We start from the raw sequence: 13,699 nt of genomic DNA on the forward strand, positions 1-13,699 counted from the left end.
TCGCGGGGTCTATTTGTCTCGATACCAAGATACCTGAGCCGCTCTCGCCGCGTGGGCCGCACGCCTCGCCACGGCATCCGGAAACCGATCCCGTTGCGGCCGTGAGCGAAATGTTCCTCCGAAACGTGTTCCTCCGCGCGGGAGGGGTTAGCCTGGGATCATGTCCGAACTGCGCATGGTCGAACTCTCCGCTGCGACGATCGTCGCCGTGAACAACCTGTCGCTCAAGCCCGGACAGGAGCAGTTCCTCGCCCCCGTCTCCTACGGGATCGCGGCCACCGTCATCAACCCGCAGACGTCGTGGCAGCGGGTGATCCTCGATCGCGACGAGGTCGTGGGCTTCGTCAGCGCGAACTTCGACGACGAGGCGCCGGAGGAGCATTTCCGCTCCGTTCTCTGGCGCATCAACGTCGACGCCGACGACCAGGGTCGCGGCGTCGGGCGCTTCGCGGTCGAGTCGCTCATCGACGAAGCGCGTCGCCGCGAGGTCGACCACGTGAACGTGATCTACGAGGCGGGCGACGGCGGACCGGAGAACTTCTTCCACCGCGTCGGCTTCACGCCCGTCGGCGAGACGGCATACGGCGAGATCATCGCCGAGATCCGCGTCACACCCTGAGACCGGCGGCGGGGTCTCGAATCCCCTCCCCCATCGAGACTCCGTCGCCTTTCATCGACCATCGGCGGGACCGCTCCCACGCCGATCGTCACGAATATGTTGCGAGCAACCACAAAAAGCTTGCGCTCCTCTCATCGCCGTGCGTATCATCGCTCCAGAGGCATTAGCGAAACGCTTCGACAGCATTCCGCATGACGACGATGGAGTCACGATGACGACGATCCACGAGGTGGCCGAGGCCGCCGGAGTGTCGATCAGCACGGTCTCCTACGCGCTCAGCGGCAAGCGTCCGGTGTCCGAGAAGACCCGCGTGCGCATCGAGGATGCCGCACGTGCGCTCGGCTACGAGCCGGATGCCGGAGCCCGGATGCTGGCCGGAAGGCGTACGCACATCTTCGCGCTGACCGAGCCCCTGCGCGCGGACACGCACGCCCCGACGCACATGGCCTTCGTGCTGGCGACGGCCGTGGCTGCACGCCGGCGCGGATACGACATCCTCCTGCTGACCGACGAGCAGGCCTCCGAAGGCATGAACCGCGTGGCGGCCAGCAACCTCGTCGACGCGATCCTCGTGCTCGATGTCGCGCCGGACGATGAGCGCGCGGCGATCGCGCGGACGGTGCGCACCCCCACGGTGTTCATCGGGATCCCCGACGACCACGAGGGCCTGACCTGCGTCGACCTCGACTTCGAGGCGGCCGGACACCTCGCCGTCGATCGTCTGGCGGACGCCGAGCACACACGCATCACCCTCCTCGGTCAGACCGAGGTCTCGTACCGGAAGTCGAATTTCCCGCGGCGGCTGCTCCACGGAGTCCAGGACCGCGCCGTCGAGCGCGGGGTCGCTCTCGACTGGGTGACCACGGGCGCGGCGGCCACCGACATCGCCGCCGTGCGAGCGGCCGCCGAGACGGCGATCGCGCGCGGCGACCGGGCCTTCATCGTGCACGCCGTCGACGATGTGCACGGGGCGCTGCTGACCGTCCTCGACGAGCACGGGCTGCGTGTCGGGCACGACGTGTCCGTGATCTCCGCCGCCGCCTCCTTCGACACGACGACCCTCGCCGTCCCGGTCGACACCATCCCCCTCGTGCCGCAGCAGTCGTGCGAGCTCGCCGTCGACCTCGCGGTCCGCCGCCTGGAAGAGGCGGACGTGCGACCGGGGATCCATCTCCTCCCACCCGAATACCGCTCCGTCGGATCGGTCGCCCCTCGGGGCTGACATCCGACCCGACGCTCTTGCCTGCGCATTGTCGAAACGCTTCGACGAATGCTCCCCCACAACTGAAGACCCGCCCCAGAGAAGTGTCCGGCCCGACGGGCCACCGAGAAAGGAGTGCCGACGATGGCACGCAACATCCGCAGGACGAAGGCGCTCGCCGTGATGGCCGCGCTCACCGCGACGGGGATCGCCCTGAGCGGCTGCACGGCCGGCTCCGGCGACGACGGCGGTGATGGCAAGACCCTCAAGCTGTGGCACTACGAGGGAGCCGACAGCGCGATGGGCAAGGCATGGGCCGAGGCCATCAAGATCTTCGAGGAGGAGACGGGCGCGAAGGTCGAGTTCGAGGAGAAGTCCTTCGAGCAGATCCAGAAGACCGCCAGCCAGGTGCTCGACACCGACGCAGCACCGGACCTGATGGAGTTCAACAAGGGCAACGCGACGGCGGGGTTCCTCGCGTCGACCGGCCTGATCGCCGACATCTCGGATGCCGTGGACGAGTACGGCTGGGATGAGAAGCTCGCGCCCTCCCTGCAGACGACCGCGAAGTACTCCGAAGACGGGGTCATGGGCGGCGACACCTGGTTCGGTGTGCCGAACTACGGCGAGTTCGTCGGCGTCTACTACAACCAGGACGCGTTCGCGGCGGCGGGACTCGAGATCCCCACGACCTACGACGAGTTCGTCGACGTGCTCGACGCCTTCGTCGCGAAGGGCATCACGCCGCTGGCGGAGGCCGGCGCCGAGTACCCCCTCGGACAGCTCTGGTACCAGCTCGCGCTGCTCGAGGGCGACCGCGGATTCGTCGACGCCTACCAGCTCTACGACGGCGAGGTCGACTGGCAGGGACCCGAGGTCACGGCCGCGACCGAGACCCTGAAGGAGTACGTCGACAAGGGCTACATCGCCTCCGACGTCTCCTCGGTCAAGGCCGAGGACGCCGGCGTCTCGTTCATCAACGGCAACTCCCCCATCTTCGTGTCGGGCTCGTGGTGGTTCGGTCGTTTCGTGGCCGAGGCCACGGGCTTCGACTGGACGATGACCGCCTTCCCCGGCGCCGATCTCTCGCTGGGCTCCTCGGGCAACCTCTGGGTCGTCCCCGAGAACGCCGCCAACAAGGAGCTCGCCTACGAGTTCATCGACATCACCATGCGGCCCGAGATCCAGGCGATCATCGGCAACAACGGCGGTCTGCCCGTGGCCGCGGACACCGCCGACATCACCGACGAGAAGAGCGCGGCCCTCATCGAGACGTTCAACGGCGTGCTCGACGCCGACGGCCTGTCGTTCTACCCGGACTGGCCCGCCCCCGGCTTCTACGACGTCATCGTCCAGGAGCTCCAGGGTCTGGTCACCGGTGTGCAGGACGTGAAGACCACGAACACCAACCTCGGTGAGCAGTACGACGAAGGCACCGCCGAATTCCGTTGATCCGTCCGCGGGGGCGGCATCCTCAGGATCGCCGCCCCCGCCTCCTCCTGGAGATGAACATGTCGCTCGCCACCCGCGAGGGCCGCCGCCAGAAGCTGCCGCCCGAACAGCCGTCCATCCCGCAGCGCAGCGGCGGGACCGGCGCCTACTGGATGTACCTTCTTCCCGGCTTCGCTCTGCTGCTCGTCGTCGTCATCATCCCGCTCATCTGGAACGTGTACCTCACCTTCACGAAGTGGAAGGGCGTGCGCACGCCGGAGTTCATCGGGCTGGAGAACTGGCAGAAGATCCTCACCGACAGCGACTTCTGGACGTCGTTCACGAACTCCGTCTGGATGATCCTGGCGATGGTCGTGGTCCCCACGATCGTCGGTCTCATCGTCGCCGCCCTGCTGTTCGACGTCGTCGGCCGCAAGTTCGGCGGCAAGGTCGGCAGCTTCCTGCGGGCCACCTATTACCTCCCGCAGATCCTGCCCATCGCCGTCGCCGGCATCGTGATCGGATGGATCGTGCGTCCGGGCGGAGACGGAGCCCTCAACCAGATCCTCGGCGCCTTCGGACTGCCGTCCTACGACTGGCTGGGTCAGATGCCCTCCGCGCTCATCGTGCTGATGCTCGTCATGGTGTGGGTGCAGCTCGGCTATCCGGTCGTCGTGTTCATGGCGGCTCTGCAGCGCGTCGATCCCGAGCTCTACGAGGCGGCGGAGCTCGACGGGGCCAACTGGCTGCAGCGGTTCACGGCCATCACGATGAGCATCATCCGCCCGGAGATCTTCGTCGTGACGCTGACCTGCACGATCGCGGCCCTGAAGGTGTTCGGCCCGGTCTACATCATCACGCGCGGCGGACCCGCGGGCGCCACGCTCGTGCCGGCCTACTACGCGTACCAGGAGTTCTTCACCAAGCGGAACGTCGGCTACGGCGCGACCATCGCCACCGTGCTCACCATCGTCGTGGTCATCGTGTCGATCGTGTTCATCCGCGTGCAGAACTCGCTCGAGCGCAAGGAAAGGGCGGGACTGTGATGCACGCCACCACTGCCATCGTCACCGGCAAGCCGTCGAAGAGCCGTGCCCGCGGCGGCATGACCAAGAAGCGGCCCGTCGACTGGCTGCTGCTCGCCCTCGTCGTCGTGGGTGCGCTGCTCGTGATCGCGCCGTTCTACCTCGTGCTGGTGAACTCGTTCAAGTCGCCGGTGGACTACGCCACATCCGGTCCCCTCGCCTTCCCCGAGACGCTCGACTTCGGCGGGATCATCAAGTTCTGGGAGCGGGTGAACTTCCCCGAGAAGGTCTGGAACTCGATCTTCATCTCCGGCATCGTCGCGGTGCTGGCCGTCGTGATCTCGATGCTGAATGCCTTCGCGATCGGCATCGGCCGCATCCGCGGGCGCAGCTGGATCGTCCTGCTGTTCCTCATGGCCAACCTGCTGCCGCAGGAGGCCCTGCTCTACCCGCTGTACTACATGTTCAAATCGGTGGGGCTGTACGACAACGTGTGGGCGGTGATCATCGTGTTCACCGTGATCCAGGCCGCCTTCGGCACCTACCTGCTGTCCTCCGTGTACGGCACGTTCCCCAAGGAGATCCTCGAGGCGGCCTCGCTCGACGGCGCGACTCGTTGGCAGATCCTCTGGCGCGTGATCTTCCCGATCAGCCGGCCGACCCTGTCGGTGCTGCTCATCTTCTTCTTCATCTGGACGTGGAACGAGTTCCTCATCCCGCTGACGTTCCTCGCCTCGAACGCCAACCAGACCGTCCCGGTGGCGATCAGCGTGCTGCAGGGCGACCGTCTGATGGACGTCACGACGACGAGCGCGTCGGCTCTTCTCGGCATCATCCCCACGCTCATCTTCTTCCTCATCTTCCAGCGCACGCTGACACGCGGCATCACGGCAGGAGCAGTCAAGTAATGAAGTTCACCGACGGGTTCTGGCAGCTTCGTCCCGGCGTCACCGCGCTCCACGCACAGGAGGCCTACGACATCGCGGCGACCGACGACACCCCCGACGGCCCCGGCATCGTCATCACCGCTCCGACCATGGTGATCGCCCGGCGCGGCGACGTGCTCAACCGGCCGGTGCTGACCACGACGCTCTCCTCCCCCGCGGAGGGCGTGATCCGCGTGCGCATCGCACACCACACCGGCGGGCGATGGCACGGAGGCTTCGCCCTTCCCGGGGCAGAGCGCAGCACGGCATCCGTCTCGGTCTCGGAGGCCGGCGGCGTCGTGAACGCCGGCGCACTCGTCGCCCGGATCGCCCCGGGCGCCCCCTGGAACCTGGCGTTCGAGGTCGAGGGCCGCCGGGTCACCGGCAGCGGGCACAAGGCGCAGGGGTACATCCGTCTCGCCGACGACGCGCAGGTCGATCCGGGCATCGTGGGCAACGCCCGGCAGGGAGGACGGATGCCGGCGGCATCCGCCTTCCTGCATGAGCAGCTCGATCTCGGTGTGGGCGAGCACATCTACGGGCTCGGCGAGCGCTTCGGTCCCCTGGTCAAGAACGGCCAGACGGTCGAGATCTGGAACGCCGACGGCGGCACCTCGAGCGAGCAGGCGTACAAGAACGTGCCGTTCCACCTCTCCGACCGCGGATACGGGGTGCTCGTCAACGACCCGGGTCACGTCTCCTACGAGATCGGGTCCGAGGCCGTCGAGCGCGTGCAGTTCTCGGTCTCGGGCGAGGTGCTGGAGTACTTCGTGATCGCCGGCCCCACGCCGAAGCAGGTGCTGGGCCGCTACACGGCGCTGACCGGGCGGCCGCCGGTCGTTCCGGCGTGGTCCTACGGCCTCTGGCTGTCGACGAGCTTCACGACCGACTACGACGAGCAGACCGTGAACTCGTTCATCGACGAGATGGCCGCTCGCGAGCTGCCTGTGTCGGTCTTCCACTTCGACTGCTTCTGGATGCGCGAGTTCAACTGGTGCGACTTCGAGTGGGATCCGCGGGTCTTCCCCGACCCCGAGGGCATGCTCGGACGCCTGCACGACAAGGACATCCGCGTCTGCGTCTGGATCAACCCGTACATCGCGCAGCGTTCGCCGCTGTTCCGCGAGGCCGCCGATCAGGGATTCCTGGTGCGCCGCGCCGACGGATCGGTATGGCAATGGGACCTCTGGCAGGCGGGCATGGGGCTCGTCGACTTCACGAATCCCGACGCGACGGCGTGGTACCAGTCGAAGCTCCGCGCGCTCATCGCGCAGGGCGTCGACTGCTTCAAGACCGACTTCGGGGAGCGCATCCCCACCGACGTCGTGTGGGCGGACGGCGCCGAGCCCGAGCGCATGCACAACCTCTACACGGAGCTGTACAACCGCGCCGTGTTCGAGGTGCTCACTGACGTCCGCGGTGACGGCGAGGCCGTGCTGTTCGCCCGGTCCGCGACCGCGGGCGGCCAGAGCATGCCCGTGCACTGGGGCGGAGACTCGACCTCGACGTTCGCGTCGATGGCTGAGACCCTGCGCGGGGGCCTCTCCCTCGCGCTGAGCGGCTTCGCGTTCTGGAGCCACGACATCGGCGGATTCGAGGGAACGCCGGATGCCGCGGTGTTCAAGCGCTGGACCGCGTTCGGGCTGCTCGGCTCGCATTCGCGCTTCCATGGGTCGAGCTCGTACCGCGTGCCGTGGGCATTCGACGAGGAGGCTGTCGATGTGACCCGGCGCTTCACGCACCTGAAGATGCGACTGATGCCGTATCTCTACCAGCAGGGGCTCGATGCCGCGGCGACCGGCGTACCGCTCATGCGGCCGATGGTGCTCGAGTTCCCGGACGACCCGGCCGCCGCCTATCTCGACCGCCAGTACATGCTCGGGTCGGATCTGCTCGTCGCCCCGGTGTTCTCGGCCGAGGGCACCGTCGACTTCTATCTGCCCGCGGGCGAGTGGACGTCGCTCCTCACCGGGGAGACCGTGACGGGAGGCTCGTGGCGCCGCGAGACCCACGGCTTCGACTCCCTGCCGCTGTATGTGCGGCCCGGCGCCGCGCTCCCCTGGGGCGCACGCGTCGACGGACCCGGGTACGACTACCACGACGGGCTGCAGCTGCGCGTCTTCCCCGGCGGGACGGGTGCCGGATCGGTGACCGTGACGAGCCCGGATGGCCGTAGTGTGACCTACGACGTCGACCTCGAGGAGATCACCGGATGACCAGCCCGCTCACCCCGCTCATCCCGCGCGACGACTACCGGGGATCCGGTCTCGTCTTCCCGGAGGGCTTCACCTTCGGCTCGGCCACCGCCTCGTACCAGATCGAGGGCGCGGCGGCCGAGGACGGGCGCACCCCGTCGATCTGGGACACGTTCAGCAAGACACCGGGACGCGTCTGGAACGGCGACACGGGAGACGTCGCGTGCGACCACTACCACCGCGTCGACGAGGACCTCGACCTGATGCAGGACCTGGGCCTGCAGGCCTATCGCTTCTCGATCGCCTGGCCCCGCATCGTGCCGACGGCCTCGGGCGAGGTGAATCAGGCAGGGGTCGACTTCTACTCGCGGCTCGTCGACGGGCTGCTCGAGCGCGGCATCCGCCCGGTGGCCACCCTGTACCACTGGGATCTCCCCCAGTACCTGGAGGATGCCGGAGGCTGGACGGCCCGCGCGACGACCGATGCCTTCGAGCGCTACGCCGAGATCATGGGTTCCGCGCTCGGCGACCGCGTGCACACGTGGACCACCCTCAACGAGCCGTGGTGCTCGGCGTATCTCGGCTACGGGCAGGGCGGGCACGCGCCGGGTCGGCATGAGCCGGCATCGGCGCTGGCGGCCGTGCACCACCTGAACCTCGCGCACGGGCGTGCGATCCAGGCGCTGCGAGCGACGTCGAGCGGCGACCCCGACTACTCGGTGACGCTGAACTTCCATGTGCTCCGCGGGCAGGGAGAGGGCGCCGCCGAGGCCGTGCGGCGCATCGATGCCCTGGCGAACCGGGCGTTCACCGGACCGATGCTGCGGGGCGAGTACCCCGCCGATCTGCTGGCTGACACGGCATCCGTCACCGACTGGGACTTCGTTCAGGCCGGAGACCTCGCCACGATCGCGCAGCCGATCGACGTGCTCGGCGTGAACTACTACTCGACCGCGACCGTACGGCTCTGGGACGGCGTGTCCGAGAAGCAGCAGAACGACGGACACAAGGGCGCCGAGGGCGGCACGGCATGGCCCGGAAGCGACCGGATCGTGGAGTTCGTCGAGCAGCCCGGGCCGTACACGGCCATGGGCTGGAACATCGCACCGGAGGGGCTCGAAGAGCTGCTCGTGTCGCTGTCGGAGCAGTTCCCGGATCAGGCGCTCATGGTCACCGAGAACGGGGCTGCCTTCGAAGACGAGGTCGCCGAAGACGGCGCGGTCCCCGATCCGGAGCGCACCGACTACCTGCGTCGGCACTTCACCGCCGCGCACCGGGCGCTCGAGCGCGGGGTCGACCTGCGCGGGTACTTCGTGTGGTCGCTGCTCGACAACTTCGAGTGGGGCTACGGCTATGCCAAGCGATTCGGGATCGTGCGGGTCGACTTCGACACGCTCGAGCGCACCGTGAAGGACTCGGGGCACTGGTACCGCGAGCTCGTGCGGACACGGACCGTGGGAGCCTAGGCCACGATCGCGAGCCGGACGATCAGCGGTGGTCGTCCGGCTTTCCGGGGCGTCGGCGCGACGTCCACGCCGAGAGGGCGGATGCCGCGGCCCCCGCCGCCCGATCGATGGCCTCGGCCGAGCGACTCAGCACGTCCTGTGCCGCGTCCTGCCACGCGGGGATCGTCGTCGCCTCCCCCGCCTGCACCTTCGCCGCGTGCTCCGCCGCCTCGAACGCGCGCTCGAGTTCGGCGACGGCATCCCGGTAGGCGGCGAACTCGGCGGGTGTGACGCGGCCGGTCGCGGCCCGACGCATCTCCTTCGCGTGATCCGCCGCTCGCAGATACGCGGCCGTCTCCGGTCGCTTGACGTCGGTCATCGCCGGGTAGCCGATCTGCAGCGCCGGGTCGGTCTCGTAGCGCATCCAACGGCCGATCACCGCGTCGTGCTCCGCCTGCAGCCGATCCAGCGGACGAGGACCGGATGCCGGCGGGATCGCCGCCCGCGCGGCGTTCAGCCGCACCTGACGGGCTCGCACATCGGCCGACGCGGCCTTCGCATCGCGTTCCCTCTCGCGCAGCATCCGCCGTGCGGCGGCGACCTGCTCCGCGGACGCCCGCTGTGCCGCGCGCTCGGCGGCGACCCTCGTCAGGTCCGCCCGCGCGATCTTGAGCGCCGTCCGCCGCTCCGCCGCGACCTGCTGCGCGGCGCGAAGGTCATGGCGGGCCGCATCGACGGCGAGCCTCCTGCCGCTGGTCGTGCTGTTGCGTCGGTTCACCCCGATCACCCCCACCGTCCCCACGGCGACCGCGGAAGGCGCGATCCACCACCACTCGGCCACGAGCAGCAAGGGGTCCATCCTTCGATGCTACCCAGGGGCAGGTTGCGGCACGCGGGCTTGGGCGTCTTCTGCGGCCGATTCCCACCTGACGAGGCGACCGGCCCTCACCCCTCCGGTGGCCCCTCGAACTTCCGCGGCCGATCCGAACTTCTGCGGCCACATCGATCGGATGTGGCCGCAGAAGTTCGAGATGGCCGCGGAAGTTGCGGCGATACGGAAGCGACGCGGCTAGACCAGGGTCTCCTGCCACGCCGCATGCAGCTGCGCGAACTTGCCGGTGCCGCTGATGAGCGCGTCGGGGGTGTCGTCCTCGATGATCTGCCCGTGCTCCATCACCAGCACACGATCGGCGATCGCGACCGTCGAGAGGCGGTGCGCGATGATGATCGCCGTGCGGTCCTTGAGCAGGGTCTGCAGCGCGTCCTGGATCAGTCGCTCCGACGGGATGTCCAGCGAGGCCGTGGCCTCGTCGAGGATCAGCACCGCCGGGTCGGCCAGGAACGCGCGGGCGAACGAGATCAGCTGACGCTGTCCCGCCGACACCCGGCCACCGCGCTTGTTGACGTCGGTGCCGTATCCGTCGGGCAGGGACGAGATGAACCCGTCAGCGCCGACGGCCCGAGCCGCCGCGCGGATCTCATCCAGCGTCGCGTCCGGCTTGCCGAGCGCGATGTTGTCGGCGACCGTGCCGCTGAACAGGTACGCCTCCTGCGTGACCATGACGATCGCGCGGCGGAGATCCTTCGGATGCAGCGAGCGCAGGTCGACGCCGTCCAGCGTGACGTGTCCCTCCGACGGATCGTAGAACCGCGAGATCAGCTTCGCCAGCGTGGACTTGCCCGCGCCGGTCGTGCCGACGAGCGCGATCGTCTGACCCGCGGGGATGTCGAGCGAGAAGTTCGGCAGGATCGTCTTCTCGCCGTTATAGCCGAAGGTCACCTCGTCGAAGTTCACGTGTCCGCGCGACTCCCACAGATCCACGGGCTTCTCGGGGTCCGGCACGGTCGGCACCTCTTCGAGCACGCCCGACACCTTCTCCAGCGCGGCCGTGGCCGACTGGTAGGAGTTGAGGAACATCGCGATCTCCTGCATCGGCGCGAAGAAGTTGCGCACGTAGAGCACCGCGGAGAGCAGCACACCCACCGTGAGCGCTCCATCGGAGACACGGATGCCGCCCCAGAGCACGACGATGCCGAGCACCAGCGCTGCGACGCCCATGAGCCCCGGCTCGAACGTGCCGAACAGCAGCATCGACCGGCGGTTGACGTCGCGGTAGTCGCCCGCGACCTCCTGGAACGACGTGTCGTTGCGCGGCTCCTTGCGGAACGCCTTCACGGCGCGGATGCCGGTCATCGTCTCGACGAACTGCACGATCACCTTCGCGCTGATGACGCGGGACTCACGGTAGACGAGCTGCGAGCGCGAGTAGAACCAGCGCATCAGGAAGAACAGCGGGATGCCGCCGACCGCGAGGATCAGCCCCGACTGCCAGTCCCAGAAGCACAGGGCGATGAACGTGAACAGGCCGAAGAGCACACCGGAGACGAGCTCGTTCAGACCTCCGTCCAGCAGCTCCTTGATCGAGTCGAGGTCGCTCGTCTGACGGGAGATGATGCGCCCCGACGTGTACGACTCGTGGAACTCCAGGCTCAGCCGCTGCGTGTGCAGGAAGATGCGCTTGCGAAGATCGAGCAGCACCGCCTGCGTGAGCTTGGCGGCGATGATCACGTACCAGGCGATCAGGATCGAGGCCAGGAGCCCCGCGAGCAGGTAGATGCCGCCGACCATGAAGGTCGGCATCCAATCGGCGTCGTTCAGCACGGCCGGCAGAGCGCGGTCGAGCCCGATGCTGATCAGGATCGGGCCGGCGACCTGCAGAGCGGTCGAGACCACCAGCACGGCAGCCGCGAGCACGATCTGCGGCTTCAGCGGACGGACGAGGGATCCGAGCAGACGGAGGGACCGACGACGGATCTCCTTGCTCTCCTCGCGGGTGTACCGGGAACGATCCTCGTCCTGGGTTCCGGTGATGGCGGAGCTCATCGCTGCACCTCCTTCTTCATTTCGGTTGCTGAGTCCGACGAAGCATCGTCGGCGGCCGCCATCTCGAGGCCCTCGCGGACCTCTTCGGCGACCTCGAGCTGCTCGTCGCGGATCACGGGGATCGCCCCGGTTCGTGCCGCCTCCTCCGCCTCGAGGCTGGAGATGACATGACGGTAGTGCCGACTCGACTTGAGCAGTTCGGAGTGCGTGCCCACCGCGGTCACACGCCCGGCCTCGAGCAGGGCGACGCGGTCGGCGAGCGCGACCGTGGAAGGACGGTGCGCCACGATCATGGCCGTGGTGTCGGCGAGGACGTGCCGGAGCGCCTCCTCCACGAGGGCCTCGGTGTCGACGTCGAGTGCGGACAGCGGGTCGTCGAGCACGAGTACCTTCGGCTTCGCCGCCACCGCACGGGCGAGGGCCAGCCGCTGCCGCTGGCCGCCGGAGAGGCTGAGCCCCTCCTCGCCGATCACGGTCTCCACGCCGTCGGGCAGGGAGTCCACGAACGCCGCCTGAGCGACCTGCAGCGCCTCGCGCAGCACCCGCTCGCCCTCTTCGCTGTGCACGTCGAGGTCGGCACGGCCGAGCAGCACGTTCTCGCGGACGGTCGCCGAGAACAGCGTCGCATCCTCGAACGCCATGGCGATGTGTTGCCGCAGCTCGGAAAGCGGGAGATCACGCACATCGACGCCGTCGAGCGTGACCTTGCCGCCCGTGACGTCGTAGAGACGCGTCGGCAGGGTCGTCAACGTCGTCTTGCCGCTTCCGGTGAGTCCCACCAGCGCCATGGTCTCGCCGGGGCGCAGCACCAGGTCGATTCCGTCGAGCAGGTCGCGCTCGTGTGCGCCGGCGTCCTGGTAGCGGAAGTGCGCGTTCTCGAACGCGAGCTCTCCCCGCGGGTTCTCGATGTGCACCGGGTGCTCCGGATCCGTGATGGTGTTCGTCTCGGAGAAGATGTCGAACACACGGTCGGTCGCCGTGCGGGCGTCGAGCATGAACGAGAACAGGAAGCCGATCGACTCGATCGGCCACCGCAGCACGACGGCCATCGCGAAGAACGCGAACAGCTCTGCCTCATCGATCGCGCCCTGGGAGATCAGCCAGATACCGGACATCAGGCTGAGTCCGAAGGCGATCTGCGGCATCAGGTCGAGCCAGAACCAGATCGACGCGATCGCGCGGGCCTTGCTCATCTCCGTCTCGCGGAGCGTCTCGGCCTGACGGCTGAACCGGCTCAGGGCGTGCTTGCCGCGGCCGAAGGCCTTCAGCACGCGGATGCCGTGCACGCTCTCCTCGACGCTGGTGGCGAGGTCGCCGGCCTGGTCCTGGCTGCGGCGGGTCAGCGCGCCGTAGCGCTTCTCGAACAGGTATCCACGCACCCACAGCGGGATCGCGGTCACGAGGAAGATCGTGCCCAGCAGCCAGTGCCAGCGGAAGAGCAGCACCGACCCGATGGCGATCGTGAGGATGTTCACGACGAGCAGCACGAGGCCGAAGGCGAGCCAGCGACGGATGAGGCCGATGTCCTGCATCATGCGGCTGAGCAGCTGACCGGACTGCCAGCGGTCGTGGAACGACACCGGCAGCGTCTGCAGGCGCGAGTAGAGCGTCGTGCGCATCTGGTACTCGACCTCGGTGGCCGGGTTCAGCACGAACTGCCGGCGCAGCCACACCATGACGGCCTCGCCGAGCGCGAGGGCGAAGACGACGACGGCACCGACGACGATGGCGCTGATCTCGCCGGACCGCACGGGTCCGCCGATGATCTGCTCGAGCACGATCGGGATCATCAGGGCGATGATCGCGGCGATGAGCGCACTGGCGGCACCGCCGGCGAGCCGCCAGATGACCGGCTTCACGAAGGGCTTCAGGCGCCACAGTGCAGCCGGAGTGGAGAGGGTGGAAGAGGGCGAGGTGTTCTGCGAGGAAGGCGAGGAAGACATGTCTCTCAGATGAGTTTCGTATGGGAAAAC

General features: G+C 68.1%; 10 protein-coding genes. 7 read left to right on the top strand and 3 right to left on the bottom strand.

The window, feature by feature from the left end:
* The first annotated feature begins 160 nt into the window (after positions 1-160).
* The 7 genes from LBN7_RS03570 to LBN7_RS03600 all read left to right on the top strand — a co-directional run bounded on the left by LBN7_RS03570 (position 161) and on the right by LBN7_RS03600 (position 8,863).
* Complete coding sequence (locus tag LBN7_RS03570; protein ID WP_116634636.1) at positions 161-619, top strand: GNAT family N-acetyltransferase; 459 nt, start codon at positions 161-163, stop codon at positions 617-619.
* A gap of 211 nt (positions 620-830) precedes the next feature.
* The gene (locus LBN7_RS03575; protein ID WP_116634635.1) at positions 831-1,841 is read left to right on the top strand and encodes a LacI family DNA-binding transcriptional regulator; all 1,011 of its coding nucleotides are present in this window, start codon (positions 831-833) and stop codon (positions 1,839-1,841) included.
* A gap of 123 nt (positions 1,842-1,964) precedes the next feature.
* Positions 1,965-3,272 (top strand): ABC transporter substrate-binding protein, encoded by a 1,308-nt coding sequence (locus LBN7_RS03580; protein WP_116634634.1) that lies wholly within the window; start codon positions 1,965-1,967, stop codon positions 3,270-3,272.
* A gap of 59 nt (positions 3,273-3,331) precedes the next feature.
* On the top strand, positions 3,332-4,297 hold the full coding sequence (locus LBN7_RS03585) for a carbohydrate ABC transporter permease (RefSeq protein ID WP_116634783.1): 966 nt from the start codon (positions 3,332-3,334) through the stop codon (positions 4,295-4,297).
* Complete coding sequence (locus LBN7_RS03590; protein ID WP_341946024.1) at positions 4,297-5,184, top strand: carbohydrate ABC transporter permease; 888 nt, start codon at positions 4,297-4,299, stop codon at positions 5,182-5,184. Before LBN7_RS03585 ends, LBN7_RS03590 begins: the two co-directional genes overlap by 1 nt.
* Complete coding sequence (gene yicI, locus LBN7_RS03595; protein WP_407360972.1) at positions 5,184-7,418, top strand: alpha-xylosidase; 2,235 nt, start codon at positions 5,184-5,186, stop codon at positions 7,416-7,418. Before LBN7_RS03590 ends, yicI begins: the two co-directional genes overlap by 1 nt.
* A complete protein-coding gene (locus LBN7_RS03600) occupies positions 7,415-8,863 on the top strand; it encodes a GH1 family beta-glucosidase (protein WP_341946026.1) in 1,449 nt (482 codons plus the stop codon). Before yicI ends, LBN7_RS03600 begins: the two co-directional genes overlap by 4 nt.
* 22 nt (positions 8,864-8,885) lie before the next feature.
* Here the strand turns inward: LBN7_RS03600 and LBN7_RS03605 are convergent, their stop codons facing one another.
* The 3 genes from LBN7_RS03605 to LBN7_RS03615 form a co-directional block, all read right to left on the bottom strand.
* Positions 8,886-9,701 carry a hypothetical protein gene (locus LBN7_RS03605; RefSeq protein WP_407360973.1) on the bottom strand — a complete coding sequence of 272 codons (816 nt, stop codon included), beginning with the start codon at positions 9,699-9,701 and terminating at the stop codon, positions 8,886-8,888.
* A 210-nt stretch (positions 9,702-9,911) separates the two neighbouring features.
* Positions 9,912-11,726, bottom strand: coding sequence for an ABC transporter ATP-binding protein (locus LBN7_RS03610; protein WP_341946028.1), 1,815 nt, complete (start codon positions 11,724-11,726; stop codon positions 9,912-9,914).
* The gene (locus LBN7_RS03615; RefSeq protein WP_407360974.1) at positions 11,723-13,669 is read right to left on the bottom strand and encodes an ABC transporter ATP-binding protein; all 1,947 of its coding nucleotides are present in this window, start codon (positions 13,667-13,669) and stop codon (positions 11,723-11,725) included. The genes LBN7_RS03610 and LBN7_RS03615 overlap by 4 nt, the downstream gene beginning before the upstream one ends.
* Positions 13,670-13,699 lie beyond the last annotated feature (30 nt).

Source organism: Microbacterium sp. LBN7 (assembly GCF_045690345.1).
GTDB lineage: Bacteria > Actinomycetota > Actinomycetes > Actinomycetales > Microbacteriaceae > Microbacterium.